Source organism: Streptomyces sp. NPDC107559 (assembly GCF_055657365.1).
Genome location: NZ_JBVKBD010000015.1, coordinates 1 through 21,284 on the forward strand (window position 1 = coordinate 1; position 21,284 = coordinate 21,284).

The window sequence follows — 21,284 nt, forward strand, 5'->3', positions numbered from 1 at the left end:
GCTGGCTCTCAATCCCCAGGTCAGAGCATGGATGTGTGCCTAAACCTGCCTGTTTCTGTCCACTATCGCGGGTAGTGGGTGACGTGGGTCATGTGGGGTGCTTCACCGGTTCCGCGACACTGCGCGCACGAGGGCTCACGGAGCGGTCGGTAAGAATGTGACCGCGGTCTCGAAGGAATGCATTTGTACAACCGCCCATCGGCACCGCACTGTTGGCGCCGGTATTCGTTCATACGGTCAGGAGTCCCGGCTTGTCCTCCCACACCCCCGCTCCCGCTCACGTCGTCGACCCCGCAGGCGGCTGCCCGCACGCCCTGAACGCCGAGCTGCGGGCCCGGGGCCCCGTTGCCGATGTCGTCCTGCCCGGCGGGGTGCCCGCGGCGGTGGTCGTGGGGCACGACGCGCTCAAGGAGTTCCTCTCCCACCCCGACGTGGCCAAGGACGCCCGCCACTGCCCGGCGCTGAACGACGGCACGATCCCCACGGACTGGCCGCTGCGGGTCTTCGCCAACGCCCAGGGCATGCACACCGCCGACGGCGCCGACCACCGCCGACTGCGCTCGCTCGTCGGCAACGCGTTCACCGCCCGCCAGGTGGAGCGACTGCGACCGCGTATAGAGGAGCTCACCACCGGCCTCCTCGACGACCTCGGCCGGGCCGCCGCCGAGGACCCGGAGGGAATCGCCGACCTGCGTACGCACTTCGCGCTGCCGCTCCCGCTGAGCGTCATCTGCGAGCTGCTCGGCGTGGACGCCGAGTACCACGCCCGGCTGCACGACCTCACCTACACCGTGATCATCGCCACCGACACCACCCCGGCCGAGGTGATGGCCGCCGTACGCGAGCTCGTCGAGCTGCTCGGCACGATCGCGGACGCCCGCAGGGCCGCCCCCGGCGACGACCTGACCAGCGCCCTGATAGCCGCTCGCGAGGACGGCGGCGACCGGCTCAGCGAGGCCGAGCTCATCGGCACGATGCGTCTGATGCTGGTCGCCGGCCACGAGACCACGCTCAACCTGATCAGCAATGCGGTGCGGGCACTGTGCACGCACCGGGACCAGCTGGCGCTGGTCCTGGAGGGCAAGGTCACCTGGTCGGACGTGGTGGACGAGACGCTGCGCTGGGACGGTCCGGTCAGCTGGTTCCCCTTCCGCTACCCCACCCGCGACCTGGCCCTCGGCGGCACGGTGATCCCGCAGGGCACACCGGTCCTCGCCGGCTACACCGCCGCCGGGCGCGACGAGGCGTTCCACGGCCCGGACGCCGACCGCTTCGACGTCACCCGGCCCGGCGCGGCCCGGCACCTCTCCTTCGGCCAGGGCGTGCACTACTGCATGGGCGCCCCGCTCGCCCGCCTGGAGGCGACGATCGCCCTGGAACGGCTCTTCACCCGCTTCCCGGACCTCGACCTCGCCGTCCCCGAGGCTGAACTGCCCCACCAGCGCAGCTTCATCGGGAACAGCGTCCAAGCGCTCCCGGTCCGCCCGGTCCGACGCTGAAGCCCGGCTCCCGCCCGCCTGACGGACAGCGGCAAGCCGATGCGGAGGGCGACGGGACGGACGTACGCTGGGCCGGACCCGCGTCGGACTCCGGCGGGTCGGCGCCCAGGGCCTGTCCGGCGGATCAAGTCGCAGGAAAGCTGCGGTGCCGTATCAGCCGAGGTGGGCGTGCCAGACCCCGCGTCTGCGGCATGATCCGCCGGACGGGCCCCGGGCACGGCTCTGCACACTGATCACGGACGGCCGGAATGCCGAGGATGTGCACGCGGCCGGGCGGCCGACGGGGAGAGGCGGGGGAACGCGGTGGACTCCTGGAAGCGGGCGCGAGTCATCCTGGATGGCGCGGGGATCGCGCCCGGGCGGCTGGCCCGGGTGCGCCCGCTGAGCGGCGGCACGTACAACACCGTCGAGGAGCTCGTGCTCACCGACGGCAACCGCTGCGTCCTGAAGACCGCGCCGGACGCCCCGGGTCTGCGCTACGAGAACCGACTCCTCGTCTCCGAGGCGGAGTTCTACCGTTGCGCCGAGGAGGCCGGGGTGCCGGCGCCCCGCCTCCTCGCCCTCGATGGCGACAACACCACGCTGTTGATGACCGCGTGCCCCGGCACCCCCTGGGACGGCTCGCTCACCGAAGCCGAACAGGCCGGGCTGCGAGCCGAGTTGGGTCGTCAGGTGGCAGTCCTGCACCGGGTCACCGGACCGGCCTTCGGATACCCGTCCGGCGCACTCGGTCCGCTCGCGGCCGACTGGCGGACCGCCTTCACAGGAATGCTCGACGCGGTCCTCGACGACGCGCACCGCTTCGCGGCCAGGCTGCCCCGGCCGGCTGCCGAGATCGGCCGCGGGCTGCGTGCCGCGTACGACGCGCTCGACGAGGTCACCGTTCCCGCCCTCGTCCACTTCGACCTGTGGAGAGGCAACGTCCTCGTGGAGCGCCCGGTCGAGTCGGCACGGTCGGCAGAGTCGGCACGCCCGGCCGACCCGGTGCGGTCGGCCGAGCAGGTGCGCATCGGCGGGCTCATCGACGGCGAGCGCATGCTTTGGGGCGACCCCCTGGCCGACTTCGTCTCCCTGGCCCTCCTGGGAGACATCAAGAAGGACGAGGCCTTTCTGGCCGGCTACCGGGAGTCCGGCGGTCGAACCGATTTCGACACGGCGGCCCTCCTCCGTCTCGCCCTCTACCGCGCCTACCTCTACCTGATCATGCTGGTCGAGACGGTCCCACGGAAGATGGGGGAGGCCGCCCTCCGGTGGCGGGAGAAGGCGGTCGCCCCGCAACTCGTCGAAGCCCTGGACGAGATCCGCGATGCGACCTCCTGACCCACGGGCCGCCGTCAGTCTCCTTCGACCCGGGGCTGCGAGTCGGCCACAACTGTCGACGCGGGCGGATCGGACGGCTTCGACGAGCTGGTGGACACCCGGCGGGAGGTGTCCGGGCTCGCGCCGGCCAGGGCCCGGGCGACGGCGGTACGGCAGCCGCGGGTGAACCGGGGCCAGGGGCGGGAGAGTTCCTGCGGCCAGAGGGCCGCGACGGCGGCCAGCACGGCCCACAGCCCTATCCAGACCGTGGCCCACCAGCCCGGGGTGCTGTCGGGCAGTCCAGGCACGGCGTGGCGCATGAGCATCGCGTGCAGCGCCATGCCGAACGCGGTGACGAAGGCGGCTGTCAGCGCGGGGACGCGGTAGTAGCCGAACCACTTGCGCAGGGGCGGACGACGTGACCCCAGGACCTTTCGGAACCGCTCGAAGCGCGGGTCGGTGAGCAGTTCGTACACCGTGGCGCCCTTGTGCAGTCGCAGGAGTGTCACGAGCGCGGCCAGGACCGGGTCCCCGTGCCGGCCGAGCCGTCCGAGCGGCACGGCGATCCGGCCGTCGCGGTCGATCCCGGCGTCCTCGGCCAGGATCAGCAGGCTCACGGCCACCTCCGCCGCGTACCGTTCCTGCTGCGGTGACGCGCTGTTCCACGAGCCGCCGAGCCACCATGCCGCCTGTATCGGGTCCGCGTCCACGGCCCGGACGCCGCTGAGGAACTTCCGTTCGTCCCGGGTGCGCCACCACCATGCCGCACCGAGTCCCGCGTTGACCGCGGCGAATCCCAGCAGCCAGCCGGCGACGATCCAGTCCATCCCGCTGTTCACGACGCGGCCTCCGCCGTCCCGTTCATCGCATACGACACCGGGCGATCCCCCTCGCAGTCCCCAGCTCCACCCCGACCGGACGTCAACAGCCTGCCATTGCACCGTACTTGACGGATCCAAGACGACGAGACGTGGCACTGGCGTTCGTCAACACGCCGATATCCACACGGGAGATGACCAACCCGACCCCTGCTATGGTGCGCCGGTGCCATCGATCAAACAGTTCCAAGTCACCTTCGACTGCGCCGAACCCGAACGTCTCGCCCGCTTCTGGTGCGAGATCCTGGGGTACGTGGTTCCCCCGCCACCGGAAGGATTCGCCACCTGGGAGGAGTTCAACAGCTCCCAGTCCCCGGAGGACCGGGGATCGTGGTTCGCGTGCAGCGATCCCTCGGGTGTCGGCCCGCGGCTGTACTTCCAGCGTGTCCCGGAAGGGAAGGTCGCCAAGAACCGGGTGCATCTCGACGTGCGGGTCGGTACCGGGCTCATGGGCGAGGAGCGCCTGGCCGTACTCGAAGCCGAGTGCGCGCGACTGGTCCCGCTCGGCGCGGTACGCGTGCAACTCCTCTACGACGGCAACGACTCCTGCATCGTGATGCGTGACATCGAGGGCAACGAGTTCTGCATCGACTGACCGTCCTGTCAGCCCAACGATCTTTCTGTCCCGGTTCCGCCGTTGGACGAGGAGTCCTTCGTCGGCGACTTCGCCTGGTTCGGTGACATCGGTGATCCGCTCGTTCACCGTACGGCCGTCATGGATTCGATCGCGGCCGAACTGGCGAGAGACGGTTTCGTACTCCCCGCCGACTTCACGGCGCTGATCACCCGGGCCCACCTGCACCGCTGCCTCGACCGCGAGGGCGGCGGTGCCTGGACCGACGTGTCCGGCCCGCTGCCCAGTCCCGTCGACCCGGCCGACCGCATGGTGCTCTTCTTCCGCGACCGGCAGAGCTGCATCATGTGGTACCTCTACCTGCACCACGGCGGGCAGTCCGCCGTCGTCTGCTCCGACCGGGATCTCACCGCAGAACCGGAGATCAGGTACGGACCCGACGGCAAGATCGTCCTGAGGCGACCGAGCCGCGAGATCTTCTGGTGCGCGCCGAGCGTGGAGAGCTACGCCTGCCGGTTCCTGGTCGAGGCGAGACTCTCGTCCGCCGTCCACGACAAGGAGCGCGCCGCCGATCTCGATCCGGAGCTCCTCGTGTACCTCGCGCACTACGTGCCCGCCTCGGCCGAGCAGTAGCGTCGCCCTCGGGCGCGGTGCGCACACGGTCCGCGGGTTCCGGGGCGGCACGGGGCGTAGGGCCTGTCCTGGACCGCTGGCCCAGCCAGGTCCCGAGCCGGCGATCCGGGGGAGCCGGTCGGTCCCCTCCCGCCCGGTCCGCACGGTCCATTCGGCCCGGTCCGCAGGGTCCATTCGGCCCGGTCCGCAGGGTCCGTTCCACCCGGTCCGGGCGGCCCGTTTTGCCTGGTCCGGGTGGCCGGAGGCAGGGGACCATCAGCGCATCTGCACGATTCGGCGGGCAATGCAACGCTGGTAGTACACCCGAGCCGTAGGAGCCCGGCTGTTTCGGCACACCGCTGAACGAAAGGTGATCCGATGACCAGCCGCCGTAAGAAGGACGGCCAGCACACCTCCGAGACGAGCCCGGCAGCTGCGGCAGCCGCCGCTCCGGTCGCCCGGAACCAGCCGAACGGGGTCGACCAGGCCGTGGACGAGCTCGTCGCACGCGGGCTGGAGGCGTTGCAGGAGTACGCAGACTACACCCAGGAGCAGATCGACCACATAGTGAAGAAGGCCAGCCTGGCGGCGCTCGCCGAGCACACCGGACTCGCCATGATGGCGGTCGAGGAGACCGGTCGAGGTGTCTTCGAGGACAAGGCCGTCAAGAACATCTTCGCCTGCGAGAACATCACCAACTCGATGAAGGGCGTGAAGACGGTCGGGGTGATCCGGCGCGACGACATCGACGGGATCGTGGAGATCGCCGAACCCGTCGGGGTGCTCGCGGGCGTCACCCCCGTCACCAACCCCACGTCCACCACCATCTTCAAGGCCCTGATGGCGCTTAAGACCCGTAACCCGATCATCTTCGGCTTCCACCCGGCCGCTCAGAAGTGTTCCGCCGAGGCCGCCCGGATCGTCCGGGACGCGGCCGTGCGGGCGGGCGCCCCCGAACACTGCGTGCAGTGGATCGAGCATCCTTCCAAGGAAGCCACCAGCGCCCTGATGCACCACCCCGGGGTGTCGTCGATCCTGGCCACGGGCGGCAACGCGATGGTCCGGGCCGCCTACAGCTGCGGCAAGCCGGCGCTGGGCGTCGGGGCCGGCAACGTGCCCGCGTACATCGAGAAGAGCGCCGACGTACAGCGCGCGATCAACGACGTGGTGCTGTCCAAGACCTACGACTACGGAATGGTGTGCGCCTCGGAACAGGCGGTGATCCTGGACCGGGAGATCCGCGACGCGGCGATCGAGGAGTTCGGCAAACTCAAGGCGTACCAGACGAACGCACACGAGAAGGCGCTGCTGGAGAAGTACCTGTTCGGCGTCACCGAGGGCGCCGGACGGGACTGCGCGGGCGCCCAGCTGAACGCGGCCATCGTCGGCCAGAGCGCGGTCGCCATCGCCGAGGGCGCGGGTTTCGAGGTACCCGAGGACACTTCGGTGCTGCTGGCCGAGGTCTCCGAGGTCGGTATCGACGAGCCGCTGACCAGGGAGAAGCTCTGCCCGGTGCTGGCCGTCCTGACGGTGGACAGCCGGGCCGACGGCGTGCGGCTGGCCACGCAGATGGTGGAGTTCAACGGTCTGGGCCACTCGGCCGCCGTGCACACCGAGGACGCGGCGTTCGCCGAGGAGTACGGGCACGCGGTGAAGGCCTGCCGGGTGATCTGGAACGCGCCCACCTCGCAGGGCGGCATCGGTGACGTCTACAACGCGTTCATGCCGTCGCTGACCCTGGGCTGCGGCTCGTACGGCAGCAACTCGGTCTCCGGCAACGTCACCGCGCCCAACCTGATCCAGATCAAGCGCATCGGGCGGCGGAACAACAACATGCAGTGGTTCAAGATCCCACCGAAGATCTACTTCGAGCGCGACTGCATCAAGTACCTCGCCGATGTGCGCGGCTCGCGCAAGTTCGTCATCGTCACCGACAAGACGATGGTGGAGATCGGGCACCTGGAGCGGATCCGGAACGTGCTGGGCCGCCGCAGCGAGGCCCCCGAGATCCGGGTGATCGACAACGTCGAGCCCAACCCGAGCCTGCGTACCGTGCAGCAGGGCGCCGAGATGATGCGCCACTTCGAGCCGGACACGATCATCGCGCTGGGCGGCGGCTCGCCGATGGACGCCGCCAAGGTCATGTGGCTGATGTACGAGCACCCGGAGCTCGAGTTCGCGGACCTGAAGGAGAAGTTCTTCGACATCCGCAAGCGCGCCTTCACCTTCCCCGACCTGGGGGAGAAGGCCAGGCTGGTGTGCATCCCGACCACCTCGGGCACCGGCAGCGAGGTGACCCCCTTCGCGGTGATCACCGACACCGAGACCGGGCAGAAGTACCCGCTGGCCGACTACGCGCTGACGCCGAGCGTGGCGATCTGCGACCCGGCGCTGACGATGAACCTGCCGCGGACCGTGGCCGCCGACTCGGGCTTCGACGCACTGACCCACTGTCTGGAGACGTATGTCTCGGTGTACGCCAACGACTTCACCGACGGACTGGCGCTCCAGGGCATCAGGCTGATCTTCGACAACCTGGAGAAGGCCGTCAACGAGGGCGCGGACGACCCGGTCGCCCGGGAGAAGATGCACAACGCCGGAACCATCGCGGGCATGGCCTTCGGCTCCGCCTTCCTCGGCGTGGTGCACGCCATGGCGCACACGCTGGGCGCGACCTTCCACGTCGCCCACGGCCGCACCAACGCGCTGCTGCTGCCGCACGTGATCCGCTACAACGGCGGAGCCCCCACCAAGGTCACCGGCTGGCCGAAGTACCGCAGCTACATCGCCCCCGAGCGCTACCGGGACGTCGCCCGGATGCTGGGCCTGTCCGCCGCCACCCCGGAGGAAGGGGTGGAGTCCCTCGCCCTGGCGGTGGAGGAACTGCGCGACAAGGTCGGTATCCCGCGGTCCTTCAAGGACGCCGGGGTCGACGAGGCGGCCTTCCTGGACGCCCTGCCCGAGCAGGCGATGAACGCCTACGAGGACCAGTGCGCGCCCGCCAACCCGCGGCTGCCGATGCTGGCCGACATGCAGGAGCTGATGCGCACCGCCTACTACGGCGATCCGGTCTGAGCCGCCCGGACGGCTCCGAATCCGAACTCCGAACCCGAACCCGAACCCGAACCCGAACTCCGAAGGGGTCGTGCATCGATGACCACGCAACAGCAGCGGCCGACCCGCAGCGCCTGGGACGGCTTCCGGGGCGGTCTGTGGCGGGACGAGATCAACGTACGGGACTTCATCCAGCAGAACTACACCCCGTACGAGGGTGACAGCTCCTTCCTGGCCGGTCCCACCGAGCGCACCACGGCGGTATGGAAGAAGATCACCGACCGTTTCCCCGAGGAGCGCGCCAAGGGTGTCTTCGACGTCTCGTACGACATCCCGTCCACCATCACCGCCCACCCGCCGGGTTACATCGACAAGGACCTGGACCTGATCGTCGGGCTCCAGACCGACGCCCCGCTGAAGCGGGCGATCATGCCCTACGGCGGCTGGCGGATGGTGGCCGGGGCGCTGGAGACCTACGGCTATCCCGTCCGGCCCGAGCTGGAGCGGGTGTTCACCCAGTACCGCAAGACCCACAACGCCGGGGTGTTCGACGCGTACACCCCGGACATCCGTGCCGCCCGCAAGGCCGGCGTCGTCACCGGTCTGCCCGACGCCTACGGCCGCGGCCGCATCATCGGCGACTACCGCCGGGTCGCGCTGTACGGCGTGGACCGGCTGATCGAGGTCAAGCAGGAGGAGAAGGCCGACCTCGACGCCATGCCCCACGACGCGTCCCGGCTGGAGGAGGTGATCCGCGAACGCGAGGAGATCGCCGAGCAGATCCGGGCGCTGGGCGAGCTGAAGGAGATGGCGGCCTCCTACGGGTACGACATCTCCGGGCCGGCGGGCAGCGGCCGGGAGGCGATCCAGTGGCTGTACTTCGCCTACCTCGCGGCGGTGAAGGAACAGAACGGCGCGGCGATGTCGCTCGGCCGCACCTCCACGTTCGTCGACGTCTATCTCCAACGGGACATCGACGCGGGGGTGTTGGACGAGAGCGAGGCCCAGGAACTGGTCGACGACTTCATCATCAAGCTCCGGATCGTGCGCTTCCTGCGCACCCCGGAGTACGACGAGCTGTTCTCAGGCGACCCGACCTGGGTGACGGAGTCGATCGGCGGCATCGGCGCGGACGGCCGCACCCTGGTCACCCGCACCTCCTTCCGCTATCTCCAGACCCTGTACAACCTGGGTCCGGCGCCCGAGCCCAACATGACCGTGTTCTGGTCGCCGGCGCTGCCGCAGGGCTTCAAGGACTTCTGCGCCCAGGTCTCCATCGACACCTCCAGCCTCCAGTACGAGTCGGACGAGCTGATGCGCCCGCGCTTCGGTGACGACACCGCCATCGCCTGCTGTGTCTCCGCGATGGAGGTCGGCAAGCAGATGCAGTTCTTCGGCGCCCGGGTCAACCTCGCCAAGACGCTGCTGTACGCCATCAACGGCGGCCGGGACGAGAAGTCCGGCGCCCAGGTCGGCCCGGCCACCGGGGCGATCACCTCCGAGGTGCTGGACTACGACGAGGTGCTGGCCCGCCTCGACCAGCAGATGGAGTGGCTGGCCGAGACCTACGTCCACGCCCTCAACGTCATCCACTACATGCACGACAAGTACGCCTACGAGCGGCTGGAGATGGCGCTGCACGACCGGGACATCCGGCGCACCATGGCGTGCGGCATCGCCGGGCTCTCGGTCGCCACGGACTCCCTGTCGGCGATCAAGTACGCCCGGGTGATGCCCGTACGCGACGAGAGCGGGCTGGTCGTGGACTACCGCACCGAGGGTGAGTACCCGGCGTACGGCAACAACGACGAGCGGCCCGACGCCATCGCGGTGTGGCTGGTCGAGGAGTTCATGCGCAAGGTGCGCAAGCACCCCACCTACCGGGGCTCCGAGCACACCCAGTCGGTGCTGACCATCACCTCCAACGTGGTCTACGGCAAGAAGACCGGCAACACCCCCGACGGCCGCCGCGCCGGCGAGCCGTTCTCCCCGGGCGCCAACCCGATGAACGGCCGCGACACCCACGGCTACGTCGCCAGCGCGCTGTCGGTCGCCAAACTCCCCTACGAGCAGGCCGAGGACGGGGTCTCGCTCACCAACACCATCACCCCCGACGCACTGGGACGCACTCCCGAGGACCGCGTCCGCAACCTCGCGGGAGTCCTGGACGGCTTCGTCACCTCCCAGGGCTTCCACATGAATGTCAACGTGCTCAACCGCGACACGCTGCTGGACGCGATGGAGCACCCGGAGAACTACCCACAGCTGACCGTCCGGGTCAGCGGCTACGCGGTCAACTTCGTGCGGCTGACGCGAGAGCAGCAGCTGGACGTGCTGAGCCGCACCTTCCACGGCTCGCTGTAGCCACCCCCTCCCGGGGAACGCGCCCGGCGCGTTCCCCGGGAGAGCCATCCGTCCATCCGGACACGGGACGCCAGGAGGCTTCGTGATGAATCTGATCCAGCCGGGCGCCCTGCTGCCCCTCATCCCCGTCAGCACCGACAACCCCGCCGAGCAGGCCGCCGCGCTGCGCGGTGCCGGGCCGGTCAGCGGCTCGGTGCACTCCTGGGACCTGTCCACCGGTGTGGACGGCCCCGGTACCCGCTTCGTCCTCTTCCTCGCCGGCTGCCCGCTGGCCTGCCTGTACTGCCACAACCCCGACACCATGCGGATGCGCAACGGCGAGCGGACCACGGCCGACGCGATCGTCGAGGAGGTGAAGAAATACGTCACGTTCATCAGTGCCGCGGGCGGCGGCTTCACCATCAGCGGCGGCGAGCCGCTGCTCCAGCCGGACTTCACCGGCGAGATCCTGCGCCGCTGCCACGACGAACTGGGCCTGCACACCGCCCTGGACACCTCCGGATTCCTCGGCGCCCGTGCCTCGGACACGCTGCTGGAGAGCGTCGACCTGGTGCTGCTGGACATCAAGTCCTGGGACCGTGAGCTGTATCTGCGCCTCACCGGACGCCAGTTGGAGCCGACCCTCGCCTTCGCCCACCGGCTCGCAGCCCTCGGCAAAGAGGTCTGGGTGCGCTTCGTGCTGGTCCCGGGTCTGACCGACCCGACGGAGAACGTGGAGGGGGTCGCCTCCTTCGCCGGGTCCCTGGGCAATGTCAGCCGCGTCGACGTCCTGCCCTTCCACAAGCTCGGCGCCGCCAAGTGGGAAGAGCTGGGCATGGAGTTCACCCTCGCCGAGACGCCCGTCCCGACCGCCGCCCAGGTCGCCGAGGCCCGCTCCGTCTTCACCTCGCACGGCCTGTACGCGGTCTGATCTCCGGGCCTGCAGACGGTCTTTGTCCTCTGTGTGGAAAAAGCTTGCGGCGAACCGTGCACAGCTTCTTCCCAGGTTCAGCTGTCGCTGATACGTTCCCTGTCGAAAGCCCGACACTGGTGGCCGAAACTGGCGGGGAGGGGCATGTGAGACGCATGACTGCTCGACCGGCGAACACGCATCAGGCTCGTCTGCTGCAGCTGCTGCGTGACGGTGGCCCCAACTCCCGTGCCCAGCTGGGCGACCGGATGGACCTCTCGCGGTCCAAGCTGGCCGTCGAGGTGGACCGGCTGCTGGAGACGGGGCTCGTGGCGGCCGACGGACTCGCCGCCTCGCGCGGCGGCCGCCGCTCCCACAACATCCGGCTCAACCCGGACCTCAGGTTCCTCGGCGTCGACATCGGCGCGACCTCGGTCGACGTCGCCGTCACCACACCCGAACTGGAGATCCTCGGCCACCTCAACCAGCCGATGGACGTCCGTGAGGGGCCGGTCGCGGTCTTCGAGCAAGTCCTCGACATGGCGGGGAAGTTGAAGGCCTCGGGGCTCGCCGCGGGGTTCGACGGTGCCGGCATCGGCGTACCCGGGCCGGTCCGCTTCCCCGACGGTGTGCCGGTCGCCCCGCCGATCATGCCCGGCTGGGACGGCTTCCCCGTGCGGGAGGCGCTCAGCCAGGAACTCGGCTGCCCGGTCATGGTCGACAACGACGTGAACCTCATGGCCATGGGGGAGCAGCACGCCGGGGTCGCCCGCACCACGGCCGACTTCCTCTGCGTCAAGATCGGCACCGGCATCGGCTGCGGCATCGTGGCGGGCGGCCAGGTCCACCGGGGCACCACCGGCAGCGCCGGCGACATCGGCCACATCCAGGCCGTGCCCGACGGCCGGCCCTGCGCCTGCGGCAACCGGGGTTGTCTGGAAGCCCACTTCAGCGGGGCGGCCCTGGCCCGCGACGCGATGCAGGCGGCCCAACAGGGCCTCTCCGTCGAACTCGCGACCCGGTTCGAGACGAACGGCACCCTCACCGCCGCCGACGTCGCCGCCGCGGCCGCGGCGGGGGACGCCACCGCGCTCGAACTGATCCGCGAGGGGGGCACCCACGTCGGCCAGATCATCGCCGGACTCGTGTCCTTCTTCAACCCCGGCCTGGTGGTGATCGGTGGCGGGGTGACCGGCCTCGGCCACAACCTGCTCGCCGCCATCCGCACCCAGGTCTACCGCCAGTCACTCCCGCTCGCCACCCGCAACCTGCCCATCGTCCTCGGGGAGTTGGGCCCCAGCGCCGGCGTCATCGGCGCGGCCCGGCTGATCAGCGACCACCTCTTCTCGCCCGCGTAAGGCCCACAACGGCTCCGTACCGCGCCGACTCCCGTCGATGCGCGAGACCTCCCTCCGTCACGCCCACTGACTCGTGTAACAGTTCACTGACTCGTGTAACGACGTAACGACGCCTTTCGTCCGTACGGCACCCAGCCCCGCACTCCGAGCCGCAGCACGCCTGCCCGGCCCGCAGGCGCGGCACGCCCTGACACCGGCCCGCACGTTCGCCGAGGGGAACCCACATGGCACAAGAACCACCGCTGCTCAGCATGTCCGGGATCGCCAAGTCGTTCCCCGGCGTCCGCGCCCTGGACGGTGTCGACCTCGACGTCCAGGCGGGGGAAGTGCACTGTCTGCTCGGCCAGAACGGCGCCGGCAAGTCCACGCTCATCAAGGTCCTGGCCGGCGCCCACCAGCCGGACGAGGGCACCATCCACTGGCGCGGCGAGCCGGTCACCCTGCGCTCGCCCATCGCCGCCATGCGCCTGGGCATCGCCACCATCTACCAGGAACTCGACCTGGTGGAGCATCTGTCGGTGGCGGAGAACGTCCACCTCGGGCACGAGCCGACCACGGCCGGCTTCGTCGTCCGCGGCAAGGCGGCGCGAACGTCAACGGCCCAGCTGCTCGAGCGACTCGGCCACCCGGAGATCGACCCCGCCCGTTCGGTCGGGGAGTTGTCCGCGGCCCAGCAGCAGATCGTGTCCATGGCCCGGGCCCTCTCCCACGACGTACGGCTCATCGTCATGGACGAGCCGTCCGCGGCCCTCGACCCCGACGAGGTGGACAACCTCTTCCGGATCGTCGCCGACCTCACCGGCGACGGCGTCGCCGTCGTCTACATCTCGCACCGCCTGGAGGAGATCCGGCGCATCGGCGACCGGGTGACCGTGCTCAAGGACGGACGGGCGGTGGCGGGGGGACTGCCCGCCAAGACCACCCCGACCCGGGACGTCGTCGCCCTGATGACCGGCCGCAACGTCGAGTACGTCTTCCCGGAGCGGCCGCAGCGGGAGCCCGACGCCGAGCCCGTGCTGCGGGTGCGGGGCCTGGCCCGCGAGGGCGAGTTCGCCCCGCTCGACCTCGACCTGCGGCCCGGCGAGATCGTCGGACTCGCCGGACTGGTCGGCTCGGGCCGCTCGGAGATCCTGGAGACGATCTACGGCGCACGCAGGCCCACGGCGGGCAGCGTGTCCGTCGCCGGGCGCACCCTGCGCCCCGGGAGCGTCCGCTCCGCCGTGGGCGCCGGACTCGGACTGGCACCCGAGGAGCGCAAGGCGCAGGCCCTGCTGATGCTGGAGTCCGTCACCCGCAACGTCTCGGTGTCCTCCCTGTCCCGGTTCTCCCGGGTCGGCTGGGTCGACCGGCGCGCCGAACGCGGCGCCGCCCGGGCCGCCGTGCGGGAACTGTCCCTGCGGCCCGACAACCCCGAAGTCCCCGTACGCACCCTGTCCGGCGGCAACCAGCAGAAGGCCGTCCTGGCCCGCTGGCTGCTGCGCGGCTGCCGGGTGCTGCTGCTGGACGAGCCCACCCGCGGCGTCGACGTCGGCGCCCGCGCCGAGTTGTACGCGGTGGTACGCCGCCTGGCCGACGAGGGGCTCGCCGTCCTGCTGGTCTCCAGCGAGGTGCCCGAGGTGCTGGGCCTCGCCGATCGCGTACTGGTGCTGCGCGAGGGCCGGGTCGTCCATACGGCGCCCGCCCGTGAACTGGATGAACACCGTGTCCTCGACCTCGTCATGGAAGGAACCCCGGCGTCATGACGCAGCCCGTCTCCCCGCCCCGGGACACCGCCGGCAAGATGGCGCCGGCCGGCCGGCTCACCCCCTGGCGCGCCCTGCCGGCCCGCGCCGACGTCCGCACCCTCTCCCTGCTCGGGGTGCTCGCCGCGCTGGTCCTGATCGGCGGCATCACCAAACCCGACGAGTTCCTCGACACCCGCAATCTGCAACTCGTCCTCACCCAGGCCTCCGTGATCGGTGTGGTCACGGTCGGCATGACCTTCGTCATCACCTCCGGCGGCATCGACCTCTCCGTCGGCGCCATCGTCGCCCTCGCCTCGGTCTGGGCGACGACGGTCGCCACCCAGGAGTACGGTTTCGCCGGCATCCTCTTCACCGCGATGCTCGTCGGCCTCGGCTGCGGACTGGTCAACGGACTGCTGATCGCCTACGGCGGGATGGTCCCCTTCATCGCCACCCTCGCCATGCTGGCCTCGGCGCGCGGGCTCGCCCTCCAGATCACGGACGGCCGCACGCAGATCGTCAGCATCGACGGCGTCCTCAAGCTCGGCGAGCGCGACTCCTACCTGCTGGGCATCCCGCCCCTGGTCCTGGTCTTCGCGCTCGTGACGATCGCCGGCTGGCTCGCGCTCAACCGCACCACCTTCGGCCGCCGCACGGTCGCCGTCGGCGGCAACGCGGAGGCCGCCCGGCTCGCCGGCATCGACGTCCGCCGCCAGCGGCTCTACCTCTACCTGCTGTCCGGGCTGTGCTGCGGCATCGCCGCCTTCCTGCTGATCGTGCTCTCCGGCTCCGGCCAGAACACCAACGGCAACCTCTACGAACTCGACGCCATCGCGGCCGCGATCATCGGCGGCACCCTGCTCAGCGGGGGCCGCGGCACCATCACCGGCTCCGTGCTCGGCGTCCTGATCTTCACCACGATCACCAACATCTTCGCCCTGAACAACCTCCAGAGCGACGTCCAGCAGATCGCCAAGGGCGCCATCATCGTCGCCGCCGTCCTGGTGCAGCGCCGCACCGCGAGCACGACCTGAGGAAAGGGTTCACCGCCATGTCACACACCACCAGTCGCAGAGGACTGCTCTTCGGAACCGCGGCGGTCTCCGCGGGAGCCCTGCTCACCGCCTGCACCAGCAACGACACCAAGGACGACAACACCGCGGCGAACAACCAGCCGGCCGCCGACGACAAGCCGGGCAAGCACGTCACCATCGGCTTCGCCGGGCCCCAGGCCGACCACGGCTGGCTGAACGCCATCAACGACAACGCCAAGAGCCGGGCCAAGAAGTACGCGGACGTCTCCCTGGAGGTCACCGAGGGCTCCAACGACACCGCCCAGCAGATCGGCCAGATCGAGACCCTCATCAACAAGAAGGTCGACGTCCTGGTCGTGCTGCCCGCCGACGGCAAGGCCCTCACCCAGGTCGGCCTCAAGGCGATGCGCGCCGGCATCCCGGTCATCAACCTCGACCGCATCTTCAACTCCGCTCAGGCCTACCGCTGTTACATCGGCGGCGACAACTACGGCATGGGCCTCAACGCCGGGCGCTACATCGGCGAGAAGCTCAAGGACAAGCCGAACGCGCGGGTCGTCGAACTCGCCGGACTGGACAACCTGGAGCTGACCAAGCAGCGCACCCAGGGCTTCGACGACGCCCTGAAGAACTACCCCAACATCCAGAAGGTGGCCCGCCAGGCCGCCGAGTTCACCGTCGAGTCCGGCCAGGCGAAGATGGCGCAACTGCTCCAGGCCCAGTCGAAGTTCGACGCCCTGTGGAACCACGACGACGACCAGGGCGTGGGCGCGCTGCGGGCCATCCAGCAGGCCGGACGCGACGACTTCCTGATGGTCGGCGGGGCCGGCGCGCTGTCCGCCTTCCAGGCGATCAAGCAGGACGACGGCGTACTGAAGGCGACCGTCCTGTACCCGCCCACGATGGCCGCCTCCGCCATCGACCTCGCCCGCGCCCTCGGCCAGGCCAAGGGCGTCGGTGGCCTCGCCGAGTTCGAGATCCCCGCGTCGGTCACGCTCTACTCGGCCGTCGTCGACAAGACCAACGTCGACCAGTACATGTCCACCGGCTTCCGGTGACCGGACCCGCCCGCACCCCCCACCGCGCGGGGGGCGCAAGCCCCCAGCGCGCCACGATCGACAGGAGGACGAGTGCATGGAACAGCCGCAGCCGTCAGGGGAAGCAGAGACGCCACCGGGCGCCGGGAAGCCGCCGCTGCGCGTCGGCATGGTCGGCTACGCCTTCATGGGCGCCGCCCACTCCCAGGGATGGCGCACCGCGGGCCGCGTCTTCGATCTGCCCCGGCAGCCGGTCCTGGCCGTGCTGTGCGGACGGGACGGCGCGGCGGCGCGGGCGGCGGCGGACCGGCACGGCTGGGCGGCCGTGGAGACCGACTGGCGGGCACTGATCGCCCGCGACGACGTCGACCTCGTGGACATCTGCACCCCCGGTGACAGTCACGCCGAGATCGCCCTCGCCGCGCTGGCCGCCGGCAAGCACGTCCTGTGCGAGAAGCCGCTGGCGAACACCGTCGCCGAGGCCGTGACCATGACCCGGGCCGCCGACGAGGCGTACGGGCGGGGACGGCTGGCGATGGTCGGCTTCAACTACCGCCGGGTGCCGGCCACCGCGCTCGCCCGCCGGATGATCGCCGACGGCCGGCTCGGCACCCTGCGGCACGTCCGGGTGGCGTACCTCCAGGACTGGCTGACCGACCCGGGCTTCCCGCTGACCTGGCGGCTGCGCAGAGAACTCGCGGGCTCCGGCGCGCTCGGCGACCTCGGGGCCCACATCGTCGACCTCGCCCAGTACCTGGCGGGGGAGCGGCTGGCCGGAGTGTCGGCGCTGACGGAGACGTTCGTACGGGAGCGGCCGCTGCCCGGCGGCGCGGGCAGCGGCCTGACCGCGATGCCCGCGGCCGGCACCGGCACGGTCACGGTGGACGACGCCGCCCTGTTCACCGGCCGGTTCGCCTCCGGCGCCCTCGCCTCCTTCGAGGCCACCCGGTACGCCACCGGCCGCAAGAACGCGCTGCGTATCGAGCTGAACGGCGAACGCGGCTCCCTCTGCTTCGACCTGGAGCGGCTGAACGAGCTGTGGTTCCACGACGCCACCGATCCCGGCACCGAGGCAGGTTTCCGCCGCATCCTCGTCACCGAACCCGACCACCCCTACATCGACGCCTGGTGGCCGCCGGGCCACGGCCTCGGCTACGAGCACACCTTCGTCCACCAGGTACGCGATCTCGTCCACGCCATCGACGAGGGCCGCCGCCCCGACCCCTCCTTCGCCGACGGACTCCAGGTACAGCGCGTCCTGGCTGCGGTGGAGGAGAGCGCAGAGAAGAACTCCGTCTACACGCCCGTCGCGGACTGAAAGGCCCGTCACATGCCGCGCCAGTTCACCCTGTTCACCGGCCAGTGGGCCGACCTGCCGCTGGAGGAGGTCTGCCGTCTCGCCCGTGACTTCGGCTACGACGGTCTCGAACTCGCCTGCTGGGGAGACCACTTCGAGGTCGACAAGGCACTCGCCGACCCCGGCTACATCGCCTCGCGTCACCAACTCCTCGACAAGTACGGCCTGAAGTGCTGGGCGATCTCCAACCACCTCACCGGGCAGGCCGTCTGCGACGCCATCATCGACGAACGCCACCGGGCCATCCTCCCGGCCGCCGTCTGGGCCGACGGCGACCCCGAGGGCGTACGGCGGCGCGCCGCGGAGCGGATCAAGGACACCGCCCGGGCGGCCGCGGCCTTCGGCGTCGACACCGTCATCGGCTTCACCGGCTCCGCGATCTGGCATCTGGTCGCCATGTTCCCGCCCGCTCCCGAGTCGATGATCGAGCGAGGTTACGAGGACTTCGCGGAGCGCTGGAACCCGATCCTCGACGTCTTCGACACCGAGGGCGTGCGCTTCGCCCACGAGGTCCACCCCGGCGAGATCGCCTACGACTACTGGACCACCCACCGCGCCCTGGAGGCGGTCGGCCACCGCCCGGCGTTCGGCCTGAACTTCGACCCCTCCCACTTCGTGTGGCAGGATCTCGACCCCGTCGGCTTCCTGTGGGACTTCCGCGACCGCGTCTACCACGTCGACTGCAAGGAAGCCCGCAAGCGCCTCGACGGCCGCAACGGCCGCCTCGGCTCCCACCTGCCCTGGGGCGACCCGCGCCGCGGCTGGGACTTCGTCTCGGCCGGACACGGCGACGTGCCCTGGGAGGACGTCTTCCGCATGCTGCGCTCGATCGACTACCGCGGACCCGTCTCCGTGGAGTGGGAGGACGCCGGCATGGACCGGCTCCAGGGCGCCCCCGAGGCGCTCACCCGGCTGCGGGCCTACGACTTCGAGCCGCCGTCGGCCTCGTTCGACGCGGCCTTCTCCAGCTGACGTCCCGGGACTGCCGTCCGGACCGGTCCGACCCGGTCCGGACGACAGCCCCCGGCGTCCGCTCGTCACGGCTCCGGGATGACGGCGCATCCCGGCGTACGCACCCACCCGTACAACCAGCCCCGATCTGGAGGCCATTCGTGCACGGGAACGACCCCACCACCCGCCACGCGAACCGCAGAACACGTCTGCGCAAGTCGCTCGCCCTGCTCAGCGGAGCGCTGCTCGCGGGAGCGACTCTCACCCTGACCACCCCCCAGGCCGGCGCTGCCGTCACCGGTCAGGAAGCGGCCGCGCCGACGGAGGACTTCCAGCAGGTCACCCTCGCCAAGGGCGAGGCGGAGGTCGGCGAACCGATGTCGCTCGCCGTCCTGCCGGACCGCTCGGTCCTGCACACCTCCCGCGACGGTGAACTGCGGCTGACGGACGCCGCCGGGAACACCCGCCTCGCCGGGAAGCTCGACGTCTACTCCCACGACGAGGAGGGCCTGCAAGGCGTCGGCGTCGACCCGGACTTCGTCCACAACCGCGCCATCTACCTCTACTACGCACCGCCGTTGAACACCCCGGCGGGCGACGCCCCGGAGACCGGCACCGCCGCCGACTTCGCGCCCTTCGACGGCGTCAACCGGCTCTCGCGCTTCGTGCTGAACGCCGACGGCACCCTCGACAAGGCCAGCGAGAAGAAGGTCCTCGACGTCTCCACCACGCGCGGCCTGTGCTGCCACGTCGGCGGTGACATCGACTTCGACGCGGCCGGCAACCTGTACCTGTCGACGGGCGACGACTCCAACCCCTTCCAGTCCGACGGCTACAGCCCGCTGGACGAGCGCGCCGACCGCAACCCCGGCTTCGACGCCCAGCGCACCGCGGGCAACACCAACGACCTGCGCGGCAAGATCCTGCGTATCAAGGTCGGCGCCGATGGCTCCTACACCGTCCCCGACGGCAATCTCTTCCCGCCCGGCACGGACAGGACGCGGCCCGAGATCTACGCCATGGGCTTCCGTAACCCGTTCCGCTTCAGCGTCGACAAGAAGACCGGCATCGTCTACGTCGGCGACTACGGCCCCGACGCCGGCGCGGCCGACCCCGCCCGCGGCCCGGCCGGCCAGGTCGAGTTCGCCCGGGTGACCGAGGCGGGCAACTTCGGCTGGCCGTACTGCACCGGCGCCAACGACGCGTTCGTCGACTACGACTTCGCGACGAAGACCTCCGGCGCCAGGTTCGACTGCTCCGCGCCGAAGAACGACTCGCCGCACAACACCGGTCTGACGGACCTGCCCCCGGCGCAGCCGGCCTGGATCCCCTACGACGGCGCGTCCGTGCCCGAGTTCGGCACCGGTTCGGAGTCCCCGATGGGCGGCCCGGTCTACCACTACGACGCCGCCCTCGACTCGCCCGTGAAGTTCCCCGCGGCCTACGACGGCGACTTCTTCGCCGGTGAGTTCGGCCGCCGCTGGATCAAGCGGATCACCAGCGACGCCGACGGCAAGGTCCAGTCGATCAACGACATCCCCTGGAGCGGAACCCAGGTGATGGACATGGCCTTCGGCCCCGACGGCGCCCTCTACGTGCTCGACTACGGCACCGCCTGGTTCGGCGGCGACGACCACTCGGGCCTGTACCGCATCGAGAACGCCACCGACGGGCACTCCCCGGTGGCCCAGGCGACGGCGGACCGCACCTCCGGACAGGCCCCGCTGAAGGTGGCCTTCTCCACGGCCGGCTCCAGCGACCAGGACGGCGACGCGCTCACCTACAGCTGGGACTTCGGCGACGGCGCAACCGCGTCCGGGGCCGGCCCGACGCACAAGTACAAGAAGAACGGCACCTACACCGCCACGGTGACCGCGAAGGACACCACCGGCCGCACCGGCAGCGCGGGCGTCCAGGTGGTCGTCGGCAACACCGCGCCCACCGTCACCCTGCAACTCCCGCAGGACGGCCAGCTGTTCAGCTTCGGCGACGCCATTCCGTTCAAGGTGAAGGTGACCGACCCCGAGGACGGCAAGGCAATCGACTGCTCCAAGGTCACCGTCAACTTCATCCTCGGCCACGACACCCACGGCCACCCGCTGACCTCCGCGCAGGGCTGCTCCGGCACCATCCAGACCAGCGCGGACGGCGGGCACGACGAGGACGCCAACATCTTCGGTGTCCTCGACGCCCAGTACACCGACAACGGAGGCGGCGGCCAGGAGGCGCTCACCACGCACGCCCGCAGCGTCCTTCAGCCCCGGCACCGCCAGGCCGAGCACTTCAGCACCTCCTCCGGTGTCACGGTGACCGACCGCACCGGCGCCCACGGTGCCAGGACCGTCGGCGACATCGGCAACGGCGACTGGATCGCCTTCACCCCGTACGCCCTGTCGAACGCCAAGAAGATCACCGCGCGGGTCGCCTCCGCAGGCGCCGGCGGCACCCTGGAGGTCCGCGCCGGGTCCGCGACCGGCACCCTGCTGGGCAAGGCCACCGTGCCGGTGACCGGCGGCTGGGACACCTACCAGGACGTCTCCGCCGACCTGTCCCGGGCACCGCGCGGCACGACCACCCTCTGCCTGGTCTTCAAGGGCGGCAGCGGATCCCTGTACGAGCTCGACGACTTCACCTTCACCACCGGCTGAGAGGAG

At 70.4% G+C, this 21,284-nt stretch carries 15 protein-coding genes; 14 read left to right on the forward strand and 1 reads right to left on the reverse strand.

The genetic code is table 11. From position 1 onward, the window contains the following. Window positions 1–251: 251 nt before the first annotated feature. Both ACZ7OY_RS33250 and ACZ7OY_RS33255 read left to right on the forward strand, forming a co-directional pair. Entirely contained in the window at window positions 252–1,499 is a 1,248-nt protein-coding gene (locus tag ACZ7OY_RS33250) for a cytochrome P450 family protein (protein WP_471914887.1), read from the forward strand. Between the two features lie 303 nt (window positions 1,500–1,802). Further along, on the forward strand, window positions 1,803–2,819 hold the full coding sequence (locus ACZ7OY_RS33255) for a phosphotransferase family protein (protein ID WP_471914888.1): 1,017 nt from the start codon (window positions 1,803–1,805) through the stop codon (window positions 2,817–2,819). A gap of 14 nt (window positions 2,820–2,833) precedes the next feature. Here the strand turns inward: ACZ7OY_RS33255 and ACZ7OY_RS33260 are convergent, their stop codons facing one another. Then, window positions 2,834–3,637 (reverse strand): hypothetical protein, encoded by an 804-nt coding sequence (locus ACZ7OY_RS33260; protein WP_471914889.1) that lies wholly within the window; start codon window positions 3,635–3,637, stop codon window positions 2,834–2,836. A gap of 205 nt (window positions 3,638–3,842) precedes the next feature. Here ACZ7OY_RS33260 and ACZ7OY_RS33265 point away from each other — a divergent pair, with 205 nt between their 5' ends. The 12 genes from ACZ7OY_RS33265 (at window position 3,843) to ACZ7OY_RS33320 (ending at window position 21,278) form a co-directional block, all read left to right on the forward strand. Continuing rightward, complete coding sequence (locus tag ACZ7OY_RS33265; protein ID WP_471914890.1) at window positions 3,843–4,271, forward strand: VOC family protein; 429 nt, start codon at window positions 3,843–3,845, stop codon at window positions 4,269–4,271. 42 nt (window positions 4,272–4,313) lie between these two features. Continuing rightward, window positions 4,314–4,883: a hypothetical protein gene (locus ACZ7OY_RS33270; RefSeq protein WP_471914891.1), complete on the forward strand. Its 570-nt coding sequence runs from the start codon at window positions 4,314–4,316 to the stop codon at window positions 4,881–4,883. A gap of 357 nt (window positions 4,884–5,240) precedes the next feature. Beyond that, window positions 5,241–7,937 (forward strand): bifunctional acetaldehyde-CoA/alcohol dehydrogenase, encoded by a 2,697-nt coding sequence (gene adhE / locus ACZ7OY_RS33275; RefSeq protein WP_471914892.1) that lies wholly within the window; start codon window positions 5,241–5,243, stop codon window positions 7,935–7,937. 78 nt (window positions 7,938–8,015) lie between these two features. Beyond that, the gene (gene pflB / locus ACZ7OY_RS33280; protein WP_471914893.1) at window positions 8,016–10,280 is read left to right on the forward strand and encodes a formate C-acetyltransferase; all 2,265 of its coding nucleotides are present in this window, start codon (window positions 8,016–8,018) and stop codon (window positions 10,278–10,280) included. Between the two features lie 85 nt (window positions 10,281–10,365). Next, a complete protein-coding gene (gene pflA / locus ACZ7OY_RS33285) occupies window positions 10,366–11,190 on the forward strand; it encodes a pyruvate formate-lyase-activating protein (RefSeq protein WP_471914894.1) in 825 nt (274 codons plus the stop codon). 155 nt (window positions 11,191–11,345) lie between these two features. Then, entirely contained in the window at window positions 11,346–12,527 is a 1,182-nt protein-coding gene (locus ACZ7OY_RS33290; protein WP_351613204.1) for an ROK family transcriptional regulator, read from the forward strand. Between the two features lie 224 nt (window positions 12,528–12,751). Then, complete coding sequence (locus ACZ7OY_RS33295) at window positions 12,752–14,269, forward strand: sugar ABC transporter ATP-binding protein (RefSeq protein ID WP_471914895.1); 1,518 nt, start codon at window positions 12,752–12,754, stop codon at window positions 14,267–14,269. Next, on the forward strand, window positions 14,266–15,285 hold the full coding sequence (locus tag ACZ7OY_RS33300; protein ID WP_351613199.1) for an ABC transporter permease: 1,020 nt from the start codon (window positions 14,266–14,268) through the stop codon (window positions 15,283–15,285). Before ACZ7OY_RS33295 ends, ACZ7OY_RS33300 begins: the two co-directional genes overlap by 4 nt. 17 nt (window positions 15,286–15,302) lie before the next feature. Then, window positions 15,303–16,343, forward strand: a complete 1,041-nt coding sequence (locus ACZ7OY_RS33305; protein ID WP_471914896.1) for a substrate-binding domain-containing protein — start codon at window positions 15,303–15,305, stop codon at window positions 16,341–16,343. Between the two features lie 76 nt (window positions 16,344–16,419). After that, entirely contained in the window at window positions 16,420–17,640 is a 1,221-nt protein-coding gene (locus ACZ7OY_RS33310; protein ID WP_471914897.1) for a Gfo/Idh/MocA family protein, read from the forward strand. Window positions 17,641–17,652: 12 nt separating this feature from the next. Continuing rightward, on the forward strand, window positions 17,653–18,651 hold the full coding sequence (locus tag ACZ7OY_RS33315) for a sugar phosphate isomerase/epimerase family protein (RefSeq protein ID WP_471914898.1): 999 nt from the start codon (window positions 17,653–17,655) through the stop codon (window positions 18,649–18,651). Window positions 18,652–18,791: 140 nt separating this feature from the next. Then, window positions 18,792–21,278, forward strand: a complete 2,487-nt coding sequence (locus ACZ7OY_RS33320) for a PQQ-dependent sugar dehydrogenase (protein ID WP_471914899.1) — start codon at window positions 18,792–18,794, stop codon at window positions 21,276–21,278. Window positions 21,279–21,284 lie beyond the last annotated feature (6 nt).